The 23,049-nt window shown below is 36.9% G+C and carries 25 protein-coding genes; 12 read left to right on the forward strand and 13 right to left on the reverse strand.

The features are described from left to right. Positions 1 to 54: 54 nt before the first annotated feature. Both FVA72_RS09810 and FVA72_RS09815 read right to left on the reverse strand, forming a co-directional pair. Positions 55 to 897: an MBL fold metallo-hydrolase gene (locus FVA72_RS09810; RefSeq protein ID WP_110591814.1), complete on the reverse strand. Its 843-nt coding sequence runs from the start codon at positions 895 to 897 to the stop codon at positions 55 to 57. Between the two features lie 207 nt (positions 898 to 1,104). Beyond that, the gene (locus tag FVA72_RS09815) at positions 1,105 to 2,757 is read right to left on the reverse strand and encodes a methyl-accepting chemotaxis protein (protein ID WP_110591813.1); all 1,653 of its coding nucleotides are present in this window, start codon (positions 2,755 to 2,757) and stop codon (positions 1,105 to 1,107) included. Between the two features lie 357 nt (positions 2,758 to 3,114). Between FVA72_RS09815 and FVA72_RS09820 the strand changes: the two genes are divergently transcribed. Together FVA72_RS09820 and FVA72_RS09825 are read left to right on the forward strand one after the other, a co-directional pair. Beyond that, on the forward strand, positions 3,115 to 3,453 hold the full coding sequence (locus tag FVA72_RS09820) for a GlpM family protein (RefSeq protein ID WP_004253427.1): 339 nt from the start codon (positions 3,115 to 3,117) through the stop codon (positions 3,451 to 3,453). A 211-nt stretch (positions 3,454 to 3,664) separates the two neighbouring features. Next, positions 3,665 to 4,003: a hypothetical protein gene (locus FVA72_RS09825; protein WP_226616956.1), complete on the forward strand. Its 339-nt coding sequence runs from the start codon at positions 3,665 to 3,667 to the stop codon at positions 4,001 to 4,003. 46 nt (positions 4,004 to 4,049) lie between these two features. Here FVA72_RS09825 and FVA72_RS09830 read toward each other — a convergent pair whose 3' ends face one another. Both FVA72_RS09830 and FVA72_RS09835 read right to left on the reverse strand, forming a co-directional pair. Beyond that, positions 4,050 to 4,832, reverse strand: a complete 783-nt coding sequence (locus FVA72_RS09830) for a class I SAM-dependent methyltransferase (protein WP_110591812.1) — start codon at positions 4,830 to 4,832, stop codon at positions 4,050 to 4,052. Between the two features lie 85 nt (positions 4,833 to 4,917). Continuing rightward, positions 4,918 to 5,409 (reverse strand): N-acetyltransferase, encoded by a 492-nt coding sequence (locus FVA72_RS09835; RefSeq protein ID WP_110591811.1) that lies wholly within the window; start codon positions 5,407 to 5,409, stop codon positions 4,918 to 4,920. A 134-nt stretch (positions 5,410 to 5,543) separates the two neighbouring features. Here FVA72_RS09835 and FVA72_RS09840 point away from each other — a divergent pair, with 134 nt between their 5' ends. Further along, positions 5,544 to 5,888, forward strand: coding sequence for a DMT family protein (locus FVA72_RS09840; RefSeq protein WP_094960466.1), 345 nt, complete (start codon positions 5,544 to 5,546; stop codon positions 5,886 to 5,888). A gap of 43 nt (positions 5,889 to 5,931) precedes the next feature. Here FVA72_RS09840 and FVA72_RS09845 read toward each other — a convergent pair whose 3' ends face one another. After that, positions 5,932 to 7,083: a pyridoxal phosphate-dependent aminotransferase gene (locus tag FVA72_RS09845; RefSeq protein ID WP_110591810.1), complete on the reverse strand. Its 1,152-nt coding sequence runs from the start codon at positions 7,081 to 7,083 to the stop codon at positions 5,932 to 5,934. 279 nt (positions 7,084 to 7,362) lie between these two features. On the opposite strand from FVA72_RS09845, the gene FVA72_RS09850 reads away from it, so the two are divergent. Next, on the forward strand, positions 7,363 to 7,866 hold the full coding sequence (locus FVA72_RS09850; protein WP_110591809.1) for a DUF1543 domain-containing protein: 504 nt from the start codon (positions 7,363 to 7,365) through the stop codon (positions 7,864 to 7,866). Between the two features lie 40 nt (positions 7,867 to 7,906). On the opposite strand, the gene FVA72_RS09855 is transcribed toward FVA72_RS09850, so the two are convergent. Together FVA72_RS09855 and FVA72_RS09860 are read right to left on the reverse strand one after the other, a co-directional pair. Continuing rightward, positions 7,907 to 8,245: a hypothetical protein gene (locus tag FVA72_RS09855; RefSeq protein ID WP_004253447.1), complete on the reverse strand. Its 339-nt coding sequence runs from the start codon at positions 8,243 to 8,245 to the stop codon at positions 7,907 to 7,909. A 189-nt stretch (positions 8,246 to 8,434) separates the two neighbouring features. Beyond that, positions 8,435 to 8,659: a hypothetical protein gene (locus FVA72_RS09860; RefSeq protein WP_094960468.1), complete on the reverse strand. Its 225-nt coding sequence runs from the start codon at positions 8,657 to 8,659 to the stop codon at positions 8,435 to 8,437. A 286-nt stretch (positions 8,660 to 8,945) separates the two neighbouring features. On the opposite strand from FVA72_RS09860, the gene FVA72_RS09865 reads away from it, so the two are divergent. Beyond that, positions 8,946 to 9,323, forward strand: a complete 378-nt coding sequence (locus FVA72_RS09865; RefSeq protein WP_110591808.1) for a hypothetical protein — start codon at positions 8,946 to 8,948, stop codon at positions 9,321 to 9,323. A gap of 59 nt (positions 9,324 to 9,382) precedes the next feature. Here FVA72_RS09865 and FVA72_RS09870 read toward each other — a convergent pair whose 3' ends face one another. Both FVA72_RS09870 and FVA72_RS09875 read right to left on the reverse strand, forming a co-directional pair. Continuing rightward, entirely contained in the window at positions 9,383 to 9,754 is a 372-nt protein-coding gene (locus FVA72_RS09870; RefSeq protein WP_036957640.1) for a hypothetical protein, read from the reverse strand. 373 nt (positions 9,755 to 10,127) lie between these two features. Continuing rightward, positions 10,128 to 10,376, reverse strand: coding sequence for a DinI-like family protein (locus FVA72_RS09875; RefSeq protein WP_004253462.1), 249 nt, complete (start codon positions 10,374 to 10,376; stop codon positions 10,128 to 10,130). Positions 10,377 to 10,957: 581 nt separating this feature from the next. On the opposite strand from FVA72_RS09875, the gene FVA72_RS09880 reads away from it, so the two are divergent. Continuing rightward, positions 10,958 to 12,418 carry an alanine/glycine:cation symporter family protein gene (locus FVA72_RS09880; protein ID WP_110591807.1) on the forward strand — a complete coding sequence of 487 codons (1,461 nt, stop codon included), beginning with the start codon at positions 10,958 to 10,960 and terminating at the stop codon, positions 12,416 to 12,418. A gap of 188 nt (positions 12,419 to 12,606) precedes the next feature. Beyond that, complete coding sequence (gene yddG / locus FVA72_RS09885; RefSeq protein WP_094960471.1) at positions 12,607 to 13,506, forward strand: aromatic amino acid DMT transporter YddG; 900 nt, start codon at positions 12,607 to 12,609, stop codon at positions 13,504 to 13,506. Positions 13,507 to 13,573: 67 nt separating this feature from the next. Here the strand turns inward: yddG and yidA are convergent, their stop codons facing one another. Both yidA and FVA72_RS09895 read right to left on the reverse strand, forming a co-directional pair. After that, entirely contained in the window at positions 13,574 to 14,386 is an 813-nt protein-coding gene (yidA, locus tag FVA72_RS09890; RefSeq protein ID WP_004253474.1) for a sugar-phosphatase, read from the reverse strand. A 225-nt stretch (positions 14,387 to 14,611) separates the two neighbouring features. Next, a complete protein-coding gene (locus FVA72_RS09895; protein ID WP_004253477.1) occupies positions 14,612 to 14,995 on the reverse strand; it encodes a helix-turn-helix domain-containing protein in 384 nt (127 codons plus the stop codon). A 333-nt stretch (positions 14,996 to 15,328) separates the two neighbouring features. Between FVA72_RS09895 and mgrB the strand changes: the two genes are divergently transcribed. Continuing rightward, the gene (mgrB, locus tag FVA72_RS09900; protein WP_004253482.1) at positions 15,329 to 15,475 is read left to right on the forward strand and encodes a PhoP/PhoQ regulator MgrB; all 147 of its coding nucleotides are present in this window, start codon (positions 15,329 to 15,331) and stop codon (positions 15,473 to 15,475) included. A 230-nt stretch (positions 15,476 to 15,705) separates the two neighbouring features. Further along, on the forward strand, positions 15,706 to 17,082 hold the full coding sequence (locus FVA72_RS09905) for an amino acid permease (RefSeq protein WP_036957645.1): 1,377 nt from the start codon (positions 15,706 to 15,708) through the stop codon (positions 17,080 to 17,082). A 75-nt stretch (positions 17,083 to 17,157) separates the two neighbouring features. On the opposite strand, the gene pagP is transcribed toward FVA72_RS09905, so the two are convergent. Then, complete coding sequence (gene pagP, locus FVA72_RS09910) at positions 17,158 to 17,733, reverse strand: lipid IV(A) palmitoyltransferase PagP (protein ID WP_094960472.1); 576 nt, start codon at positions 17,731 to 17,733, stop codon at positions 17,158 to 17,160. Between the two features lie 671 nt (positions 17,734 to 18,404). Between pagP and FVA72_RS09915 the strand changes: the two genes are divergently transcribed. The 3 genes from FVA72_RS09915 (at position 18,405) to thiD (ending at position 21,788) form a co-directional block, all read left to right on the forward strand. Next, positions 18,405 to 19,961 (forward strand): YjjI family glycine radical enzyme, encoded by a 1,557-nt coding sequence (locus FVA72_RS09915; protein ID WP_110591806.1) that lies wholly within the window; start codon positions 18,405 to 18,407, stop codon positions 19,959 to 19,961. Beyond that, positions 19,933 to 20,799, forward strand: coding sequence for a YjjW family glycine radical enzyme activase (locus tag FVA72_RS09920; RefSeq protein WP_110591805.1), 867 nt, complete (start codon positions 19,933 to 19,935; stop codon positions 20,797 to 20,799). Before FVA72_RS09915 ends, FVA72_RS09920 begins: the two co-directional genes overlap by 29 nt. Positions 20,800 to 20,990: 191 nt before the next feature. Further along, positions 20,991 to 21,788, forward strand: a complete 798-nt coding sequence (gene thiD / locus FVA72_RS09925) for a bifunctional hydroxymethylpyrimidine kinase/phosphomethylpyrimidine kinase (RefSeq protein ID WP_004253495.1) — start codon at positions 20,991 to 20,993, stop codon at positions 21,786 to 21,788. A gap of 46 nt (positions 21,789 to 21,834) precedes the next feature. Here thiD and yegS read toward each other — a convergent pair whose 3' ends face one another. Beyond that, positions 21,835 to 22,734 (reverse strand): lipid kinase YegS, encoded by a 900-nt coding sequence (gene yegS, locus FVA72_RS09930; protein ID WP_096863891.1) that lies wholly within the window; start codon positions 22,732 to 22,734, stop codon positions 21,835 to 21,837. Positions 22,735 to 23,049: the final 315 nt, after the last annotated feature.

A 23,049-nucleotide genomic window follows, 5' to 3' on the forward strand; every position in this document is an offset into this window, starting at 1 on the left:
TAGGTAAAACCTATATTAAAACAAGGTTTTACCTTACTTCTATTCTATCTTATATTAACTTGGGTAAATTAACTGTAATCCAGTACCAACTTCTTGTACTGGTGCATATTTTGCCAAATGTATTTTTGCGTTGAGATCTGTACAGTGGCATGGGTGTATAAATTTTATATCCTGCTGGTTAAAGTAATTACCTGTTTTTTCCAAAATTTCTTTTGATGCTTGCTGTAAATGAAATCCACCTATGACAGTGACAATATTATTTATGCCAGTTACATGCTTTGCATATTCAGTAATATTACAAATTCCAGAATGAGAGCAACCCGTTATTACAATTAGGCCTTCAGACGTTTTAATTGCAAGTGCTGAGTCATCAAACACATAGTCATCAATGATATTATGATTGAAGTCGAGTGTAGTACCAATTGGCTCTTTTCCCTCAAAACTATTGAGTCTAGGAATTTGGCCTAAAAAAATCATCTTTTCAGAAAGATAGTATGGTTTTGTCGCTTCTATACAATGAAAATAAGAAGCTAAAATGTCTTTAGATGTATTTGTCCCGATGACTTTAGATTGAAATTTTTTGGGAATTAGCGCATCCGGATGGTATATCAGGTGTTTAGTTTCAGGTGCTTCAATGTTACGGCGGTCAAAGTGTTGAATTAGGTGACCTAAGCCCCATGTATGATCATTGTGGCCGTGAGAAAGTACCAGGTCAGTAATATCGGCAAGATCAATATGTAAAATATTCGCATTATCAATAAATATATCTGAATAACCTGTATCGAATAATATTTTTTTATCATCAGCTTCGATATAGTAGCAAACACCGGGTTCACCACAAAAATAATTATCAATCAGGGTATTATTATCTACAAGAACAGTAATTTTTATTGTCATCATGAGCTCATGTTTAATAGAAGTAATCGTAATCTGTTGTATCAGATAAACAGTAACAAATTACTAAATGGCGATAAAATATAATTATAAAAAATGAGGAAATGAGAGGAATACGAGAAAATTATAAAAAAGGTCGGAGGAGACTATCGACAGCCAACCTCCTAAATAAATTGCGATATAAGCTTATACATTGCTAGGCAAATTTTTTTACTTCTTTACTTCTTGTTGAATTTCATCACCTGTTTCATGGGGATTGGTTGGCTCTGTATGAAAAATAGACATAATATCTTCTAATAGATCTGATTGAGCTTCTAAAGCTTTTAAGGATGATTGCAACTCACGAGTCATAGCTGCATTCGCTTGAGTGGTGTTATCTAATTCATTGATTGCTAGATGTATTTGACTCACCCCATGGGTTTGTTCATTTGAGGCAAGCGCAACACTTTGGATCATTTCATTGATATTAGATGTGTCTTGTGCAATTGAAACGATATTGTCATTTGCATCCGCTGCTAATTGGAAACAGTGGTTAATCTTATCATTTGAATTATTAATCAATAGCTTGATTTCTTTGGATGCTTGAGTACAACTAATTGATAATTCGCGCACTTCATTTGCGACGACCGCAAACCCTTTGCCATGTTCACCCACTCTGGCAGCTTCTACAGCGGCATTCAATGCTAATAAATTAGTTTGAAAAGCAATATTATCAATGGTTGAGGTGATTTTACTGATTTCTTTTGAAAAATCGACGATATCATCCATATTTTCTACAACATCAGAAATAAGTTCATTGCTTTTTTCAATAGTTACACTTGTCTCTGACATCAATTGGCACGATTGGTTGGTGTGAGCTGTATTTAATTTAAAAGATGAATCGAGTTCTTCGACACTGGCTGCGGTTTCGACAATTGCCGCGGCTTGTTGATCTGCTCGAATAGAAAGGTCGTGATTCATCTGGGTGATATCTCCAAGCTCAACTTTTATATGATGAGTGTTGTCATAGATATTTTTAACGATATCAATCAGCTTACTTTGCATATTAGATACATGCTGTTTAAGTAATTTAATTTCATATAAACCTTTGTTATCAAAGGTATGATATAGAACGCCATGGCTAACTTTCTCAATACCATCAATAACTTGGTTTAGTGGGCGAATAAAGAAAAACTGTAGGATAAATCGAATAAATAGAGTCACGAGGATAACGATTGAGATAGTAACGATTAAGCCAATCAAACTTTGCTTATACAATTGCTCACTTGCAAGAGCAATATCATGATAATTACTATTTAACTGTTGATGATAATTAACGTAGTTTTTCTCAAATGTATCTTGAAACCCTTGAGTAGGTTGGTTTAAAAAGTCATATGTTTTTCCTTGAACTAAAAATACAGAAAGTTCATTCAATGCAGCATATAACGCTTTATATGATTTTTCTAGTTCAGCAAATTCATCACCGTTTTTATAGATTGAGGCGGATGTGAATGCATCCCAATAGTTTCCTGTTTCTGTTATTTTTTTATGATAAAACTCGATGAGGCTATCTATGTCAGTGTTTGATGTTTTCATCTTATTGATAACCAATAAATGACGAGAGCTAGCGCGATTCAATGTGTTTCGTGCTTGTAATAAAGATTGCCACGTATTATTCAGTTGTGTTTGTTCATTATAAATAGTGTCGAGTTTGGATAATGTCTCTTGATATTGCTTTAAAGAACTAAAGAAAAACCAACAGGTTGAAAGAAGAAGGACGATAAGCAGGCCTGAAATAAACCAGACTAGAGTTGTCGTTTTAAAACCAGAAAAAGAGAATTTAGGTGAACTAAAATTAATTTTTTTTAAATTACCAGACATCATTGATTATTTCCTTTCATACCATCGAGTAGTATGTTTGAACGCATACTAAGTACGACTTCTAAACATAACATGATTAACCATGAGCAAATCGAAGCTGTCCGATAGCTAAAAAGTTATATGTAGTCACGCGGAAGCATCAGGCGTAGGGACTAAATGAATGTATCGGCACTAACTCTGGATACTTTATATCCAACAATTTGACTTAGCTCATAAAATTGAAAGTAATTAAGGGGTTTTACTGATCGAGAGAGAATGGGAGGAAATAATTGTTGTACATTGCTACTTAGAATACAGTTAATTTACGAATTATTTGTGATAATAATAGTCAACCTTTAAAACTTTGGCTTTGAGTGCGGTATGCTTTCTTTATTCTTTAAATGCCTTTTAGGCGCTTTAGCTGTATTGATTATTGCACTGTTTTCGCGTAGTAAAATTTACTATATTGCAGGTTTAGTTCCATTATTTCCTACATTTGCATTAATTGCACATGTTATCGTTGTACAAGAACAAGGCACAGAAGCACTAAGAAAAACGGCATTGTTTGGGCTGTGGTCACTCATCCCTTATGCAATGTATTTATTAACGGTATATTTGCTAGCAACGAAAATGACGGCTTGGGGAAGTTTAAGTATTGCAACTGTTATTTGGATAATAACAGCAGCAATATTGGTTTATATATGGCAACTCACTCAATAAATAACATAGGGAGAAATAATTAACTGTAAATAATGATAAAACTAAACTATCACGATAAGCTGATAGCTTAAGCCTTATGGGCTATAGTCGCAAAAATCTAAGTATTAACTATAATGATAAGCAGTGTTTTCCATTGAGTTGTACAGTTAAAATGTTATTAAGAACCTTGGTATTATTATTAGTTGCTGGTTGCGCGTATATTGCAGGAATTATGACTGAAATTAAACTTGATCCTGAGTTAGATACTGAAGGTCGAGTGAAAAGTTCTGTCGAAGATTTTCTTGCTTACCCCTCAGCTGCAAATTATAAAAATGTTCAATACTATGTATTGACCAAAAGTGAAGAGGGGGATGAAACTGGCTATTATTGTGGCGAAGTCTTTGGTTTTGAAAATGAATTACCCCATGGCTATAAAAGGTTTATCGTTAGACTCCATAAAAATAGAGCTGGCAAGGTAATGATATCCATTCCTTTTGTAGAAAAAACAGATGATATTATTCCCGCAGAGCAATTTGAATCTGTGTGGGACAGGTATTGTAAAAGAAGCTAATTTAATATAGCTCGTTGAGTGACAAACAAAACGAGCACCAATAATATTAATTTGTTTTAACTGCCATCGTTGCTAGGAATGTGGGCAGATAATTATCAACGACAAATCGTGGATTAGGTTGCCAGTCTTCTTTAAAGCCAGTGATATAAAAGCCTACCTTTATTTGCCCTCCAATAAGATCTGTTAATGAGTGACCGAACACAAAAGCTTCTCGCCTTGCTTGCTTTTGCGCTATTTGCTCTGTTGATAGGGTTGATAGCTCGGAGTACGGCATAGTATGACTTGGTTTTATTATGCCTTGCTCATCATATCGCTTATCACGTTCTCCAATGAAAACAACAGGATTAAAAAAACTGGATAACAGTCGTCCATTTGGTTTTAAAACACGGTAGCATTCTTGCCAGACCGGGTTAACATCTGGAATATACAGGTTAGAAATAGGGTGAAATATTATATCAAATGATTCATTCGCAAACATGTGTAATGAGCGCATATCACCTTGAACAATCTCTAATGTTAAATTATCCCTTTCTGCCACCATTTTGTCTTGCTCAAGCTGTTTTTGAGAAAAGTCAAAAACAGTCACATTCGCCCCTGCGGCAGCGAGTACTGGAGCTTGTTGTCCTCCAGCAGAGGCTAAGCAGAGAATTTTTTTATCTTTTACATCACCTAACCAAGCGTCATCAACAGGAGTTGGAGTTAGATGAACCTGCCACTTTCCTTTTTTAGCTTCATTGATAGTTTTGGAATCAACGGGGGTTGACCAAGCAAGTTGCGATTCTGCTTGTTTATCCCATGCTTTTTGGTTGGCACTCATGAAATCTGTCATAAAAAGACCTTCTGCATACAATAATTTGTCACAGTGTAGCAAAAAATGAGCAAATTGAAATAAAAATGTACCGGTTGGTACATAATTAATTTCCTACCATTAAATGATATGAGGTGCCATTAAATTCAAAATTAGTGACATTACTCATTCCTATCTTCTTATGTGCAAAAAGGGACCTAAGATTATCTGCATTGATAAATGCAATAGGCTTTCCTTGGTTATACGAACATACGCTATCAAAAAGGATCTTTAGAATATTTTTTCCTCTATAATTTCTATCAATACAAACAGGGCCATAGAACCAATTATTCTGTATAATTTCCGTATGCTGTTTAATGATCAAATGTGCTATAGCGGGTAGGGATGAAGAATGAGGATCAAAGCTAAATACGACTGCGATAATTTTATTTCCATCTCTGGCTATAACAGTAGTTAGACTCCCTGAAAACATAGCGTTGACTTTAGCTTGAGGATATTCACCGAGTAACCCACCTTGTTGGGATTCAGAATTAGATTGCAATAATTGAGCCACAGCAGGACAATCTGATTGTGTCATTAATTCATATTTAATATTCATTATTCCCTCGTAATGATTGCTAAATACGTTTAAATTTATGATATGAAGAGTAGCGGGATTTGTGGGAGCACATTGTAATGTGTTACTTCTAACCCCATAATATCGGTTATTTATTCTTTGTCTATTGAATCAGTATGTTAACTAAATTTTATCCAGTATTTTTACTTGTTATTTCAAATGTATTTATGATGTTTGCTTGGTATGGACATTTAAAATTTACAACAAAGCCACTGTATGTTGTTATTTTCTTTAGCTGGTTAATTGCATTGGTTGAATACTGTTTTGCGGTGCCAGCTAATCGGTTAGGGCATCAGTACTACAGTGCAGCTGAATTAAAAACAATGCAAGAGGTGATAACACTCTGTGTTTTTGTTCTTTTTTCGGTGTTGTATTTAGGTGAAAGTTTTACCATTAATCATTTAATAGGTTTTATTCTCATTTTTGCGGGGGCCTTTTTTATATTTAAGGGGCCATTTTAACAAAAAGAGCAGTTTGAGCTGCTCTTTTTGGATTTGACTTAGTTTATACCCATCCTTTTTCATGGAATTGTTTCAGTATTACAACAAATTGCTGCATTTCCTCGGGGGTTCCTAGCGTTAATCTATTCCAGCCAACCGCTGGTGGAAATTCACGACCTACCATGACATGAGCATCAGCCATACGTTGTTGATAGGTTTTTACGTCCCCTTTAACTTTATGGAAAATAAAATTAGCCTGTGATGGAGCATATTCCAGCCCGATTTTGTTTAATGCTTTTTCTACGATTTTTCTCGATATATCGTTGGATTTTAGGCTGTATTGAATAAATGATTTATCCTTTAGTGATGCAATCGCAGCAACCGCACCTGCTGTATTAGTATTATCAATAGATAAAAACGTATCTACAGCAGCAATAATTTCGGGAGTTGCGACCCCATAGCCGACTCTTAAGCCTGCTAAGGCAAAAATTTTAGAGAAGGTACGTGTGACAATCAGGTTGTTTTGACCTTTTTTGACTAATTCAATAGCACTTGTAAAGTTCGGGTCTTCAACAAACTCAGCGTAAGCTTCATCAACGATAAAAAATGTGTTGTCAGAGTCTTTACTCAGCCACTTATCAAGCTGGCTATAAGGCGTGATCATTGCCGTCGGATTATTTGGGTTACAAATATAGACCATTGATAAACCATCAAAGTCATTAGCGGCTTGTTCCATTTTTGCTAAGTCAAATGATAAATCGGTTTTTAAAGGAATTTTCGTTATCGTCACCCCTAATGGTAGGGAGTATAGCTCTGCATAATTGAATGTTGGGTCAGGTGTGACGAGCTGAATATTGATACCCCGTTTCTTCGCTTTATTTGCCAACATCGCGACAGTGGCTTGAATGGTTTCAGATGAACCATTGCCTATACTAATGTTCTCATCGGATAAACTGTAGAGCTCACCAATATTCTTCTGTAATTCAGCACGAGCATCATCAGGGTAGCGGAATGCATTAGGTAATGCCTTAATGATAGCTTCTTTAGCCTTTTCGGACATCCCTAATGAGTTTTCATTGAAATTCAATAGTAATGGGTGTTTTTCACTCGGTAAGACAATGTTACTATTTTGTGCAACCGCATGATTAAACAATGAATTAAGCGCAAGCCCACCAGCCACTAATGAGCTGGATTTAAGAAATGAACGACGATCCATAGTTATTCCCTGAAATTATTATTTTTGAATGTATTAGATTACTCATAATTATCTCAAAGTAAATAATTATATAGATAAAATGACTTTTTATTCACTTTATTGTTTGGGTTAACTATTTCAAATCATTGCATAGGAAATTCAACCTTATCTATTTAATTGATATTAAAAGATAAAATTTTTTAACTCGGGAGTGACTAGAATAATAAGTAATTGTGCTATGAATTAAATTCGTTATATAATAATTTATATGATGATTATTTGGCTATAATAGGAACAATAATGAAGCTATACATGTTTTATGTGGGTGGTAACGCAGGTAAGTCTAATATTGAAGTGCATGATGTTCAGTTTGTGGCAGCAGAGCAACCTACAGATGCTTGGCCGACATTAAGAGAAAATTGGTTTGGTGATAAAGACAAGCTCCATATTGATGGCTATGCAGTGATTAATTGGGCAGATGGGTTTGAAATAGAATTACGAAAAGAACCCTCAACAAGTGAATATCGCCTTTATTTTGTTAATGTAGGTGGATATATTCCAAGCAACCTTGCGGAATTACACGAGTTTGATTTATTCGTTGCTAAAACTGCACATGAGGCTAAACAAAAAGCACTTCAGGCGCTATTAACAAATAGTCAGCAACAACATAAAGATAATTTGAAAGATGTGGATGATTGCTTATTACTACAACAAGTTGGTGATTTTTATATACATCTAACTGAAAATAAAAATGGAAATCACTTTATTCCTCAGTGGCAAGGTTACCAGCCAATCGGAATATAAAATAATACCAAGGGTAGTGTTATTCTACCCTTGGTAAAAATTACTGACCTTGTACAGGGGTATTAGGCGTAATTTCTACAACTGCAACTTTAACCATATATTGTTTACCATTTTCTCCTTTAGGAGCATCTGCAGCAATTTTTTTCAGTGTTTCATCTGGCTGAGCTGTTTGAATTGATGTTGAATACTGCATCATACCACGGTGACGATTTGCATAATTAGAGTGACGATAATTATCACAAGGTCTATCATTATATTGGTGTTGATTTTGGTACCCACCACGGTGCCATGAACCATTCCCATCCCCTGGGTAAGCAAATGTTGAAAAACTGATAGCGATTAAACTTGCACTAAGAATTAATGGCTTTAATATATTCATGTGATATCTCCTTTAGAATATTTATTAATTATCATTCTGCCATTCTAATTATGTAATTCAATTACATTTACTTATCTAAATGAATAAACCATAATTCAGTCACTTTATATTCATTATTTCTTCACAATGAAAATAGTTTGTTAATGAAATGAGAGTGAGGTTAAATTATAATTCTCTGTTGGTTTTGTTTTATTGTTTTTCATTGAAAAACTTAGCGAGTTTGCTGATTGATATAATTGATGCAACGGCAATATCTTTATTATAATCATCACATAATACTAACAGTCTATCGATGGCGGCTTCTTGTTCAATTGAACAAATATAATCACCTAATGCATTTATTGCAGCTATTTTAACATCATTGTTATTGCCATGAGTTAAGTTAACGAGATTTTTAACGATCTTTTCTTTCATAAAAATAGATTAAATTAGTCTAACAGTATAGAGGTTAGTATAAAACTAGCTAACAAAATAAAAAATGTTTTTTTTATTAATGTTAAGTTAATAGATATAAATTGAATCAATAGTGATAGGAATGTTTTAGAAAAATTTTCAATATTAAAGTTCGATTTTTATGAGAAAATAGCAATTGGTTAGAGGGAATATCAAATAGTAGAGCCAAAAGCTCAAATTGTTTATTCAAACTGATATAATCCATTTATACTAGTTCGATTTATCATAAAGTAGAAAGGGTGATGCGTTGAAGCGTATAAAAACAAAATTACTGATTGTACTGCTATTGGCTTTAGGAGTATTTGCATACCATTCTTATACGAGTATTGGTGATTCAGATGTTAAAAATGAAGCACAAAGCTTGGTGGAAAAGAAATTCGGCAACTCATCAGCAGTTGAGTTTAGTGATGTTGAAATAGTACAAAAAAATGAGTTTAAGGAAGGGGAGAGTTATCGAGTTTGTGGCTTATACCATTTATCTTCCCAAGACGACGCTCTGCCATTTGTTGCGAATGTGATTGTTAAGGAAGGGGGTTTTTCTGAACATGGGCAGCTGATTATTAGTGAAACACCGGAGTTACAATTTTCTATTGAACAGTTGTGTGTTAAAAAACAAGCTAATTGATAAAAAAGCGCTCAAAGTAAAAGTTGAGCGCTTTTTTGTTTCCTAGAAAAATTAAATGATTAAGATTTATTCAAAAGAAGTTCAGTTTGAATTTTACAAGCTGAAACAGAATCATTTAATGATTTATTGAAGTCAGCTTCATTAGCAAATTTAGATTTATTGCTACGTACGGTATCAATCGCTGAAGTTAGATTTTTGCGGAGGTCTGACTCAACAGTGGCTAATTGCTTGAGATCGACATTTTCACTTTTCAGTTTAGCAATGGTTTCTTGGGTTAATTCACTGCTAGTTTTGTCAGTGCTGTATGCTTCACTTAGTGCTTGACCTGTGATTTCACAATAATCGTTGGCTATCTCACTAATATTTAATGGGGCATTATCAGCCATAACAAGGGCTGGGGCCAGGCAAAAAGCCAGTAATAAACGCTTCATAGTCATACCTCTATTTTGCACACAATGAATAATAACTCTATCTGGTATTAGAGAAATACTATAGCAGATTAGACCTAAAACGGGGGATGTCGAATGGGTTTTAGCATGATTTCATAAAAAAGAGCCAGTATAAATACTGGCCGCTATAATTAGCAAAAGCAATGTAAATGAAAATTACGTTATATACATTACCATATAACGGTGTGAGGTAAAGCGATTTCCACTTATTTTGGTGAAAGTTAAGATTAAGTATGATCTTGATCAGAGTTTGGATAAATATTGGAAGAGCGTTATTGAAATATAGGAGAGTTAAAACAACCAGCTAGCGATCATGCAGACCACTGCTGGTTCTATTCATAACCTCACAGAGAGCTTATTGTTTTAACCAATGACCATGTTTTAATACATCTTCGACAAGTTCATGTAAAACAATATGTGCTTCGTTATCATCATGAAAGCCTTTAGTTTGAAAGGTTGTTGGGCCATTATCATGAGTAATCAATAGATAACTACCAGGGTAAACTTCTAAAACGCGAGCTTTCAGTTCTGCAATGAAGGATTCATATGATTTTTCAGGGAGCTGAGAAAGTGGGTCATCAGATAACTTAATATTAATTTCCATGCGTTAACCTCTTGTTTATAAATTTAATTAAGCTCAGTTTATTGTTAAGTGAAAGCATAAGCAATAATCTAATTATGATGATTGCAATTTGATTGATTTCGGCGTTGTGAATTAACGTTATTCATTGAGTCAATATTCCAAATAGCAAATGAGTTAAATAAAGTTAATATGAAAAATGTTTTAGTTAGAGGATAAGCTAATTAAAATTGACGATGTGAAATAAATAATAGGCTTTTATTTGTTTAAGTGACTATTTGATTAAAATAAATACTATAATTCAATCATTTGATTGGTTTTTTGTTAAATAATAAATGATTTTATCATGCTTAGATTTTTCAATATGTTACATGTATTTTTTTGTAAATGTCTAACTTGTTTTTATTAAAACGTAATGTAGTTAATGATTGTTCAAGCGAAAATCAATTTACATTAAAGATAAAAAAATATAATTTCTGATAATCATATTAAGATGATTTGGCTTTTGTAAGCTGAACTCCTTTTTCTGGAGTTATATTTTAAATGTGAGGTTTTGATTTTCGATTAACTATTTATTAATCGTTCTAATAAAAAAGGAGTGTAATTTGATAGAATTTATAAACTCATTAACTAATTTTATTTGGGGTTCTTTACTTATTTATTTATTACTGGGTGCCGGCCTGTATTTTACTCTTCGATCAGGGTTTATTCAAATTAGGCATTTTGGTCATATGTTTAGTGTCTTAAAAAATAGTAAACAGTCCGATAGTGCGGGTATCTCATCTTTTCAGGCATTATGTACAAGTTTAGCCGCTAGGGTCGGCACAGGAAATTTAACCGGAGTTGCAATTGCGCTAACAGCAGGTGGGCCAGGCGCTATTTTTTGGATGTGGGTCGTCGCTGTACTCGGAATGGCTACGTCTTTTATTGAGTGTACTCTCGCACAGTTATACAAAACCAAAGATGATAAAGGAAACTATCGAGGTGGGCCTTCATATTATATACAGAAAGGCTTAAACCAACGCTGGATGGGCGTATTATTTTCCATTTTCCTGATTATTGCCTTTGGTTTAGTATTTAATGCAGTACAAGCTAATTCTATTGCTCAAGCAACCGCAGTCGCCTTTGATTTCAATCCAATTTATGTTGGCATTGGCTTAGTTTTATTAAGCGGAGTTATTATTTTTGGTGGATTGAAATCCATTGCGAAAGTTGCTGAATTAGTTGTTCCAGTTATGGCGTTAGCTTATTTGTTATTAGCTTTTTGGGTTGTTGGGCACCATATTGAACGATTACCTGAAGTTTTTATGCTGATAATTCGAAATGCATTTGGTCTGCAAGAGGCTGCGGGTGGGGCTGTCGGTTATGGTGTTGCCCAGGCAATGACACAAGGAATTCAACGGGGGTTATTCTCTAACGAAGCTGGGATGGGGTCTGCACCAAATGCAGCGGCATCTGCGGCACCTTATCCACCACATCCTGCGTCACAAGGGTATGTACAGATGCTTGGTGTATTTATGGACACCATCGTTATTTGCAGTGCGACCGCCATTATTATTTTATCATCTGGCGTTCTAGAAAGTGGAATGGATAACATTAATGGGATTGAATTGACACAGCTTGCTCTTTCTTCTGCTGTCGGTAGCTGGGGAAGTACGTTCATTGCAATTGCTATCTTCTTTTTTGCATTTACATCAATCATTGCTAATTATGCTTATGCCGAAAGTAATATGATTTTTCTCGAGAATAATCATACAGCTGGGTTATTTATTTTCCGTTTAGCTGCGTTGGGTATGGTGATGTTTGGTGCGCTCGCTGAAATGCCATTTATTTGGAAACTCGCAGACTTATCGATGGGCTTAATGGCGATAACTAATCTAATTGCGATCCTTTTATTATCGGGTATCGCTTTCAAACTTGCTAAAGATTATAACCAGCAGTTAGTTGCCGGCAAAATACCGACTTTTGATATCAATCAACACCCTGAATTAAAGAAACAGTTTGAGGAAGGGATATGGGAAAAAGAAGAAGTTGATAAGTGGGTTGAGAAAGAAACATCTCGCTAATACAAAACATTTTAAGCATAAAATTCTTAGGTGATAGCCTGAGAATTTTTTTTATGAAATATTATCAATGCGTAATAAGAATAAGCGCTTGCATTATAATTATTTGAGCTATAAGGTTTTTTAAGGTGATAAAATAAATGTATTATTACAATAAATACCAATTTCGAAACTAAATAGCTGAGAAAATTATGAAATTGAATCAGTATGCCGCAACGCTGTATGGGGTTATATCAATCTTGTTGTGGAGCACAATGGTAGGGCTGATCCGTAGTGTAAGTGAAAACTTTGGGCCTGTGGGTGGTGCTGCATTAGTGTATACAGTCGGTTCGCTTGTATTGGTACTCGTTATGGGGATACCAAAAATAACGAAATATCCTAAACGCTATTTGCTTTGGGGAACGGTGTTATTTGTTAGCTATGAAATCTGTTTTGTTTTGGCGTTAGGATTAGCTAATAACCGGCAACAAGCTATTGAACTTGGTATGGTGAATTATTTGTGGCCAAGTTTTACTATCGCACTTGCTGTGTTTTTTAACCGCCAGCGTTTCACTTTATTATTAGGATTAGGGTTGGTTTTAGCTTTTATGGGGTTGATCTGGGTAATTTCAGGCAATCAGCCATTGTCGGTGCAAACTATTTTGGCAAATATACAAAGTAACCCACTTTGTTATTTTTTAGCTTTTATTGGAGCCATTGTTTGGTCATTTTATAGTAATGTTACCAAGCGTATTTCTGGTGGTCACAATGGCATGGTATTATTTTTCATCATGACTTCTATTGGGTTATGGATTTTGTATTTTTTTAGTACGCCAACAGCGTTTATTATCAATAGCGAAAGCCTGTTGTTATTACTCGTTGCCTCTATTGCGACTGGTGGGGCGAATGCATTATGGACATTTGCGGTTATCAAGGGCAATGTGGCTTTTCTAGGGACGCTTTCTTATTTCACTCCAGTTATATCGACAGCATTCGCGTCTATGTTGTTAAGTACCGCATTAACGTTAAGTTTTTGGCAGGGTGTGTTAATGGTGACAATGGGGTCGGTGATTTGCTTTTTAGCGACTAGGCAAAAACCAATACACGGTTAAAAATGGCAGCGCATACTGGTGTAAGCGCTGCAACGGAAAATATACTGAAGTGAAATTTTTTGCGGGCTTATACATTAATAAACTTATTAATGGCGACAGCAACACCATCTTCATCATTGGTTGTGGTGACAAATTTAACCATTTGGCGAATTGGCTCTAAAGCATTGCCCATTGCGACAGAAACACTGGCGTATTGCAGCATTTGAATATCATTGTTTTGGTCTCCAATACTCATGACTTTATCCGGTGTAATGCCTAGTTTTTCACAGATACATTCTAACGCAGCGCCTTTACTTGAGGTTTTATTTGATACCTCAAGGAAATATGGGCTTGTTCGAGTTAAAGAGTAATTATCAAAGACATTCTCTGGAATATAGCTGATACCCATATCTAATTTTTCTGGATGGTCAATTATCATAAACTTAGTAAATTCCAGAGAAGAGTCCATTTCATTAACGGGGCAATAGATAAGCGGAGTGTGGGTTAGATAAGCATCTGCCACCGTATAGTGACTAATATGGCGGTTTGCCGTGAACATGCTGTTATCCGCAAGAGCATGCATGTGGACCCCGACATTTCTAGCCAGTTCCTCAAAATATTGGAAGTCAGCGAAATCTAACAAATTTTCTGCCAGATGACTGCCATCATTGGCTTGGTGAATGACACTACCATTATTACTAATACAGTAGTTATCCGCTGTATTTAAATCTAATTCCCGCAGGTAGGGGGATATACCCGAAAATGGCCTACCGGAGGCTAAAATAATATGGACACCTTTTTGCTTGGCTTGAGTGATGGCCTCTTTTACTACGGGAGATATTTGGTGTTGGGAGTTAAGTAATGTGCCATCTAAATCAATGGCGACCAGTTTGATTGACATCCAATGCCTCCTAAAATTCGTGCTTTCTGCCAATACCTTACTCCAATTATTCGGAATGTAAATTATACAAATAGTTATAATTTTACGCGTACTAGAATAATGGGTATTTGATGTGAAATTGAACAGAATATAACGCAGGAACTCTGTTCAATAGTCAAAGGTTGAAATGACAATGTTTTATAGCATCAGTGTGTGAATCAATAGATTAATGCGGCTAAAATATTCTCACTCATAATTATGAATCAAATGAAGCGGTTGCTTAACATCTAATTGGATTTGGTCATTCTGTCTAAAATCAAATGGCGTAATGCCATATTCCTTACGAAACATATAGGTAAAGTGGGACTGTGACCCAAAACCAAAATCCAGTGCGATATCGAAAATAGACTGGTTGCTGTTGCGCAGTAAGTTAACCGCACCAGCAAGACGGCGTTGGCGGATGTATTTACCCAGTGAAATCCCTGTGACTTCTTTAAAAATTTTTTGCATATGCCAAAGTGAATAGCCTGAATAAGCCGCGAGCTCTTCTAAGTGGATCACGCGCCCTAAGTGTTCTTCTATCCATTTACTCAAAGCATAAACAAGTGCTAAGTGGTTATCTTGTGGCATCTCAAATGTTTTCTAGTTTTACGGTAGCAGAAGTATACACAACTTCATTTCATCATGACAAAGGCTGCTTGTGCGGTATTTCCTATTTTTAGGATAAAAAAAGCACAATCAGAATAAGTTAATGGCCAATAGCACCTAAAATGAGCGAAATTTTTGTAAAAAGAGGTCAATTGCATATTTTCCTCAAATTTAAGGCTCGAAATTAGAGTACCATTTATTTTATAAACGCATTACGTGCAATGCCATAAGTGATATCAATCATAAAATGGCAGTACCTTAGTATTGTAATCATTTGAAAAATAAAATCATCATAGAAATATGAAGGAATTATCGGTGTTTGGTCGTAAATTAATTATTGTTATAAGTGCAATCTTGGCCTGTATTTTTCTCTATCTTTTAGCGATGGATAGCCTGTGCGACCAAGGTGGAGAGGACTTTATTTTTGGTATTTGTCGTGTAACTGACTTGTTACCATTTTGAATTTGCTTTTTAATGCACAATCCATGATATTGAGTTGGGGTAACTATCCTGCGGTATCATTTTGTTATGTGATGAAAAAAAATAACTAATAGCACCAGCTTCTGGTTCGTAGAATAGGGTAAAAACAGCGCCAGAAGAATGTAGTGTTAATAAGAAAATTCAAATAAACTTGTGTCATTATCATTAGTTTGGGCGATAAAAAGCAAGTAAGAGGACGAAAGGGTAAAGTTATGGCGCAACAGCAACAGACGCTAAAGCGGGGATTAAAAAATAGGCATATCCAATTGATTGCTTTGGGAGGCGCTGTTGGTACAGGGTTATTCCTCGGAATAGCAACAACCATACAAATGGCAGGGCCATCAGTTTTACTGGGCTATGCATTGTGTGGGTTTATTGCTTTTCTTATCATGCGCCAGTTGGGAGAAATGATTGTTCAGGAACCTGTCGCGGGTTCATTTAGCCACTTTGCATTTAAGTATTGGGGTGGTTTTGCGGGTTTCCTCTCAGGGTGGAATTACTGGGTTATGTTTATCCTTGTTGGGATGACAGAACTGACGGCCGCAGGTAAATATATGCAACACTGGTGGCCTGAGCTCCCGATATGGGTTTCTGCCGCGGTGTTTTTTATTGCGGTGAATGCCGTTAACTTGGTTAATGTTCGCTCTTATGGGGAAACGGAATTCTGGTTTGCATTGATAAAAGTTATTGCTGTCGTAGCTATGATTATTTTTGGTTGCTACTTACTACTTAGCGGTCATGGTGGCTCACAAGCGAAAGTGAGTAACTTATGGGAGTATGGCGGTTTCTTTGCTAATGGCTTTAATGGGCTAATAATGGCTTTGGCTATTATTATGTTTTCATTTGGGGGCTTAGAGCTAGTCGGTATTACGGCCGCAGAGGCAGAAGACCCAGATAAAAGCATTCCAAAAGCGATAAACCAAGTTGTGTACCGTATCTTGATTTTTTATATTGGCTCGTTAGCCGTATTGTTAGCGTTGTACCCTTGGGTTGACCTTGATGGCAAAACAAGCCCATTTGTATTAATTTTCCACGAATTAGGGGACTTACTGGTTGCTAATTCATTGAACGTTGTCATTCTAATCGCTGCGTTGTCGGTATATAACAGTGGGGCTTACGCGACAAGCCGTATGTTATATGGCTTGGCACAACAAAGTAACGCACCTAAATTTCTTGCGAAAGTGAATAAAGGTGGCGTTCCCGTCATGGCTTTATTGGTTTCAGGTATTGCGACTTCTGGCGGGATTTTAATTAACTTTGTGATGGAAGGTAAAGCTTTCGAATTATTAATGTCATTGGTTGTGACGACGTTAGTTCTGAACTGGATTATGATTTGTGTTTCAAATTTGAAGTTCAGAGCGGCAATGAACAAACAAGGTGTTGAAACGAAATTTAAAAGCATTTGGTATCCATTTGGGAACTATCTATGCTTAGCATTTTTGCTGTTAATTTTAGGGATTATCTTGACAATGGACGGCTTGCGCATCTCGGTATTAATTATGCCATTATGGATAGCGGTTCTATGGGTTGGGTACCAGTTCTCAGGGGCTAAAAAACAAGATTTAGCTAAAAGCCAACAGCTGAGCTAAATTTGATTTTCTGATAATAAAAAGGTCGGTGGGAATATCCCACCGGCCTTTTTATACAGTAATGAAGTACTTAAATTACCATTGCCAACGTAACCAAGCGAATAATACGTTACCGTTATTATAAGTTCCCGGAATATAAGTGGCTTGTAGCGAAAGTTTGTCATATTCCACTGATACCAGAGGAAGCGGTGCTGGGATCGGAATATAGTACATATCCTTGCGAGCAGTAACACTGAGAGTGAAGCCAGCTCCCATGCGAAAACCATCAATGTCCCCGGGGATCCACATTTTTTGGAATGCATAACCACCAATTGGCTCCCAATCATTATGTGAATCTTTAAATGCCATTGCATAGATAGCATGCCAGTCATTGTCTTCATCATAACGATATTTACCAAAGCCCAGACCCCAAGGGCGCTCGTTATATTCATCTGTTTTTTTCTTGTCGTACATTGCACGGTTGTGCCAAGTCACAGCGGGAACGTATAGCTCATATTTGTCTGAGTCCCATGTGGTACTGACATTACTTTTAAATGTATCCCATAAATTTTCCGATTGCTCTTGTGCAACGGCAGGCGATGATATGCAGATTGAGGCGCTCATGAGTAGCGATGCACCTACGGCCAACTGTATGTTTTTATAAACTCTCATTGTAAATCCAGTTCTGTATCGCAGATATAAAAATGATGATTAGCTCGCTAATGATTATCAGATTAGCATTATTATTATAATTTTGAGCGAAATTATTTTAATTAAGATGTACAGAATATAACAGTATTTATTACATAGTTAAGGATAATAATTGGCTGGTCATGGTAGAACCGTTTAATTTTGCCTGTTTTTAAGTAGGATAACCGATAGATAAATTGGATGTTAACTTATCAGATTGGTTATTGAATAGGCTAATTCTCCTAAAAATAACCAATAATAATAGATAAGGTATTTCATTTTCTTATTAATAAAGCCGTTATTTGATAAGAAAAAATGAAAGAGAATTTTTTAATCAAGAATAAGAGAAAACATTGTGTCACTCATTATTGTTGTATTTAACGTTTTGTAATAAAAAGATATTTTTAACAATTTAGGTGATTACGACTAGTAATGTTGATAGAGCAGACATTTATGAAAAATAGCGTGCAAACAAATCTAAAAAGTATGATGCACGTCAAATAATGACTTGTCTCAATGGGATGAAATGAGTGTTATAGGCGGCAGGTATAAGCTGCTGCGTGTCAACACGGGTAGGAGCGAGTACTTAAAGGTTTATAGCATATACATTGCTGTGCGTAACCTTGGCTTCTAACTAACAAAGGAACATCACCATGATGAAACGCCAAGAACCACTGACTGAATATCAAGCAAAATGCTTGGCTATCGCTACAGACAAAATATTATCACCAAAACAAAAAGCCAATTTTTTAGCGATAGAGGCCGATAGCAATATTCCTTACCTTGCGATGAGCCAACCCCTAGCGGATGCGCTAAATGAACGTGTTATTTGTGATATGTATGAAGGAAATGCACCGTATAAGCCACGTTATGTATTGCCCGATTATGTAAAATACCTCAAGCAAGGTTCAAAATACTTAGAGTTAGCCCCTGCTGAGGACTTTGATGAAGCCCTTAATCATCTGATGATTTTGTACCACCACGTCCCTTCGGTAACCAATTTCCCTGTGTTTTTAGGGTATTTAGATAAAGTCCTCATGCCATACGTGGGTGAGTTGACAGAAGAACAACTGTATCCAAAACTAAAAAGATTCTGGGTGCAGTTAGACCGAACTCTACCTGATGCTTTTATGCATGCCAATATTGGGCCTGATGACAACGTTATTTGCCGTTTGATTTTACGTATTGATGCAGAACTGAAACAAGTCGCACCTAACCTGACATTTGTCTATCACCCACAACGCACACCAGAGTCGCTTTTCTTGCAAGCGATTGAGAATATTTGTGAATGTAGTAAGCCACATATTGCAAATGATATTGTTCATAGTGCGGCATTCGATAAACAAGGTTACGGTATTGTCAGTTGTTATAATGCATTACCTGTTGCGGGTGGCGGAAGCACTTTAGTTCGTATTAATTTGCGCGAAGTTGCGTTACGCAGTCAAAATTCAGCTGATTTTTTAAATGTGCAATTGAAAAAGTATTGTGAGTTACAAATGGAACTCATTGAAACACGTAGCGCATTTTTATATGAGGAATCTAATTTCTTCCAAACCAGTTTTCTTGTTCAAGAGGGGTTAATTGAGCCAGAACGCTTTGCACCGATGTTTGGTATTTATGGTTTAGCAGAGGCCGTGAATATCTTGATGGAAAAAGATGGCGTGAAAGGCCAGTACCAAGCGAATTCACCAGCTTTACCATTGTCTTATCAAATTAGTGAACAATTGGCAGACTTTGTTGAAACAACACCGGTTAAATATGGCTATAAAAACCGAGCTATGCTTCATGCGCAATCTGGGATTAGCTCAGACATAGGAACGACGCCGGGGGCTCGTATTCCATATGGTGAAGAACCCGATCCTGTGTCGCATATTCAAGCCGTTGCACCTCATCACAAACACTATTTATCTGGGATCAGTGACATTTTAACCATCGATGAAACGATTAAACAAAACCCGCAAGCATTAATGCAATTGTGCAAAGGGGCGTTTAGTTGTGGGATGCGCGAATTTACCGCAAACGTGGCAAGTAATGATTTAGTCCGTGTCACTGGCTATATGGTGCGTTTGTCAGATATCGAAAAATACAAAGAACAAGGTTCTAGAAGCAATACTACCTGGTTAGGTGAAGAAGCGACTAAGAACTGTAAAATTACAGCCCGTCAGCAGCGAGTCATCAGCAATGAGCAATCGATGCGCTACGCTGAATAAGGTTATTCCTTTTTCCTGCGTAGATGGGCCGGGCAATCGACATGTTATCTTTTTGCAAGGTTGCAATTTACGTTGTTTGAATTGCCATAATCCATATACCATGGCGCTCTGTGACCATTGTGGGGACTGCGTTTTAACCTGTCCTCACAATGGGTTATCATTTGTTGATGGTAAGGTTATATGGGATAGCGATGCCTGCCAGCTCTGTGACATTTGTTTACAAACGTGCACTAAGAATTCAAGCCCAATGACAGTGTCGTTAAGTGTTAATGATGCTATCAATGACTTGAAAAAAAATGTTGTCTTTCTGAATGGTATAACCATTAGTGGCGGGGAAGCAACAACACAATTACCTTTTATTATTGAATTATTTAAAGCGATTAAAGACACACCTGAACTGAAACATTTAACCTGCTTTATTGACAGTAATGGCCATCTTGCTTCTGCGGGGTGGAGTAAGGTAATTGAGTATACTGATGGCGTGATGATTGACTTAAAGTCATGGAGTGATGAGTGTGCCTTAAGATTAACTGGGAAAGATAACCAACGTGTATTTCAATCAATTCAATTTCTGGCCCAAGCGGGGAAATTGTATGAATTGCGTTTGTTATATATTCCTCAGCAAACAGATTATCTAGAACACATTGATAAACTGGCTGATTTCTTAAATCAACTTCCTGCAAAAACACGAATAAAAGTTAATGCCTTTCAGCAACATGGCGTAATAAATGAAGCGGCTAACTGGCCTGCGGCAACTCAAACAGAAGTGGAAACATTTGCCCAGCTATTAAAACAGCGAGGTGTCGGTAATATTCATTTGCCTAATGTGTACTTATAAGTCACGCTAATTTTTCCTGTGTAATATATTTCCCCTTTTTATCTAAGTCATTAAAATTCATTCACTAACCGCTGGTATTTGTTAAATGATATGAGACAATCAAGGCGGTTTTATTGTTTGATTTAAAATGATTTCAGTAAACCTCGCTTATCAATCTATTCAAATGCTTTAGCCGAAAAGGGGAATCACTCATGAGGATCAATGCGTTAACCATAGCCGGAACAGACCCATCGGGTGGGGCGGGTATTCAGGCGGATTTAAAAACTTTCTCTGCATTAGAGGCTTATGGTACGAGTGTGATGACGGCATTGGTGGCTCAAAATACCCGAGGCGTGCAATCCGTCCAAGACTTACCCCCTGAATTTGTGGCGGCACAATTAGACTCTGTTCTCAGTGATGTGCGAATTGATAGCGCAAAAATCGGCATGTTATTTAACCAAAGTAATATCGCAGTTGTGGCGAAGGCGCTGAAGCAATATCCTATTCCGTATGTGGTATTGGATACTGTAATGGTGGCTAAAAGTGGCGACCCGTTACTATTACCCGATGCGGTTGATGCACTGCGCCAACAATTATTGCCCCTCGTTTCTATAATTACACCGAATCTCCCTGAAGCCGCGGTATTACTAGACGAAAAAGTTGCACAAACAGAAAGCCAAATGTTGACTCAGGGGTATAAGTTACTTGAAAAAGGTTGCCAAGCGGTGTTGATGAAAGGCGGGCACCTAAGTGATGCTGAAAGCCCTGATTGGTTAATCACACCTGAAGGTGAATGGCGCTTTACCTCTATTCGCGTAAATACTAAAAATACCCATGGTACTGGGTGTACTTTGTCAGCGGCTTTGGCTGCTCTGCGCCCTCGTTGCTCTGATTGGCAAGAAGCGGTTACGCAGGCTAAAGCCTATTTACAAGCTGCGTTAGAGCAAGCGGACAGTTTAGAAGTTGGCAAGGGGATTGGCCCAGTACACCACTTCCATGCATGGTGGTAGCCTGTAATGATTGAAAGCCCGAACACTTGGGCTTTCTCGTTATATTTTAAGCTAATAAGTTACATTGAGGCGGCAACCGGCACTGAATAGCATTCGGCTGCACTGCGAACGTAAAGGTATCTCCCGATAATGGCTCACCATCAAGGTTTAAGATCATATCGTGAGGAGATGAAATTTTTACCCATGATAATTGCTTTTCGACCAAGTGCTCGTTTTTATCGTCTGAAAATAGGTTCGCTAAAAATGCGGGTATGACATCCCTCGCAGGGATAATCAGTAAATTTAATGCGCCATCATTAATCAGTGCTTGCGGTGTCAGTTGTTGTCCTCCGCCCGCTTGGCGGCCGTTTCCGACAGCGATGACCAACGTTTCACCTTCCCAACTAAAGTTTTCGCCCTCAATGCGGCAAATATCCGTTTTCAGCGTATCAGGGCGCAATAAGCCATTTATCACGTAAGCGGCACCGCCCAATGCTGATTTCAGTGCTTCAGGCGTTTCGGTGGTAATACGCGTCCCAAAGCCGCCAGTTGCCATATTGAGAAAATAATATTGCTTATTGACTTGCGCAATATCAATGGGAACTGCTTTACCTTTTAATGAGAGAGCAAGGGCGGCTTCAATATCCAGTGGAATATTCGCGCTGGTGGCAAAATCATTTGCCGTTCCCATCGGGAGAATTCCTAAAGTAGGGCGAGAGTCACTCGGGAACTTCATCAAGGTACTGGCAACCGCATTTACTGTGCCGTCACCTCCTGCGGCAATGATGGTATCAACGCCGTGTTTTATTGCCTGAGAAATAAAATAATAAGTATCATCCAATTCCCACGGAATACGGACTTGAATTTGATGGCCTTCATTACGTAAGTGAGTAATGGCCTTTCGCAGCTCAGCGTGATTGGCTTGTTTACCATTAAGGATAATCATGGCTGACTGATATTGATTCATATATACCCATCCATTCGGCTTAACATATGGCAAATATTCGTTAAAATGAGTATAAATGGATTTATAAGATATTGATGAGCTTATTTTAGATTTTTTACAGTAATAGCGTTAACAAGAGAAATGAAATAGAAATTGCAGATAAAAGAAATGGCTAGCTCAAGGGAGATTGAGCCAGCCAAGGAGGTGGTTCCTAGTCTTATTTTATGACTTTCTAGTTCTTCGTTTTCAAGAGTGACTATACGATATTGAATAGCCAATTGATGTGATCTGTTGCATAAAATTGGATATTCAGTGCACTTTTCAATGTAAATGTCA

The sequence above is a fragment of the Providencia sp. PROV061 genome, from assembly GCF_011045655.1.
Taxonomy (GTDB): Bacteria; Pseudomonadota; Gammaproteobacteria; order Enterobacterales; family Enterobacteriaceae; genus Providencia; species Providencia hangzhouensis.

Excerpts from the sequence above, each read along its gene's own strand:
- FVA72_RS09810 (WP_110591814.1), bottom strand. The coding sequence starts at position 897 with ATGACAATAAAAATTACTGTTCTTGTAGATAATAATACCCTGATTGAT.
- FVA72_RS09815 (WP_110591813.1), bottom strand. The coding sequence starts at position 2,757 with ATGATGTCTGGTAATTTAAAAAAAATTAATTTTAGTTCACCTAAATTC.
- FVA72_RS09820 (WP_004253427.1), top strand. The coding sequence starts at position 3,115 with ATGCTTTCTTTATTCTTTAAATGCCTTTTAGGCGCTTTAGCTGTATTG.
- FVA72_RS09825 (WP_226616956.1), top strand. The coding sequence starts at position 3,665 with ATGACTGAAATTAAACTTGATCCTGAGTTAGATACTGAAGGTCGAGTG.
- FVA72_RS09830 (WP_110591812.1), bottom strand. The coding sequence starts at position 4,832 with ATGACAGATTTCATGAGTGCCAACCAAAAAGCATGGGATAAACAAGCA.
- FVA72_RS09835 (WP_110591811.1), bottom strand. The coding sequence starts at position 5,409 with ATGAATATTAAATATGAATTAATGACACAATCAGATTGTCCTGCTGTG.
- FVA72_RS09840 (WP_094960466.1), top strand. The coding sequence starts at position 5,544 with ATGTTAACTAAATTTTATCCAGTATTTTTACTTGTTATTTCAAATGTA.
- FVA72_RS09845 (WP_110591810.1), bottom strand. The coding sequence starts at position 7,083 with ATGGATCGTCGTTCATTTCTTAAATCCAGCTCATTAGTGGCTGGTGGG.
- FVA72_RS09850 (WP_110591809.1), top strand. The coding sequence starts at position 7,363 with ATGAAGCTATACATGTTTTATGTGGGTGGTAACGCAGGTAAGTCTAAT.
- FVA72_RS09855 (WP_004253447.1), bottom strand. The coding sequence starts at position 8,245 with ATGAATATATTAAAGCCATTAATTCTTAGTGCAAGTTTAATCGCTATC.
- FVA72_RS09860 (WP_094960468.1), bottom strand. The coding sequence starts at position 8,659 with ATGAAAGAAAAGATCGTTAAAAATCTCGTTAACTTAACTCATGGCAAT.
- FVA72_RS09870 (WP_036957640.1), bottom strand. The coding sequence starts at position 9,754 with ATGAAGCGTTTATTACTGGCTTTTTGCCTGGCCCCAGCCCTTGTTATG.
- FVA72_RS09875 (WP_004253462.1), bottom strand. The coding sequence starts at position 10,376 with ATGGAAATTAATATTAAGTTATCTGATGACCCACTTTCTCAGCTCCCT.
- yddG (WP_094960471.1), top strand. The coding sequence starts at position 12,607 with ATGAAATTGAATCAGTATGCCGCAACGCTGTATGGGGTTATATCAATC.
- yidA (WP_004253474.1), bottom strand. The coding sequence starts at position 14,386 with ATGTCAATCAAACTGGTCGCCATTGATTTAGATGGCACATTACTTAAC.
- FVA72_RS09895 (WP_004253477.1), bottom strand. The coding sequence starts at position 14,995 with ATGCCACAAGATAACCACTTAGCACTTGTTTATGCTTTGAGTAAATGG.
- FVA72_RS09905 (WP_036957645.1), top strand. The coding sequence starts at position 15,706 with ATGGCGCAACAGCAACAGACGCTAAAGCGGGGATTAAAAAATAGGCAT.
- pagP (WP_094960472.1), bottom strand. The coding sequence starts at position 17,733 with ATGAGAGTTTATAAAAACATACAGTTGGCCGTAGGTGCATCGCTACTC.
- FVA72_RS09915 (WP_110591806.1), top strand. The coding sequence starts at position 18,405 with ATGATGAAACGCCAAGAACCACTGACTGAATATCAAGCAAAATGCTTG.
- FVA72_RS09920 (WP_110591805.1), top strand. The coding sequence starts at position 19,933 with ATGAGCAATCGATGCGCTACGCTGAATAAGGTTATTCCTTTTTCCTGC.
- thiD (WP_004253495.1), top strand. The coding sequence starts at position 20,991 with ATGAGGATCAATGCGTTAACCATAGCCGGAACAGACCCATCGGGTGGG.
- yegS (WP_096863891.1), bottom strand. The coding sequence starts at position 22,734 with ATGAATCAATATCAGTCAGCCATGATTATCCTTAATGGTAAACAAGCC.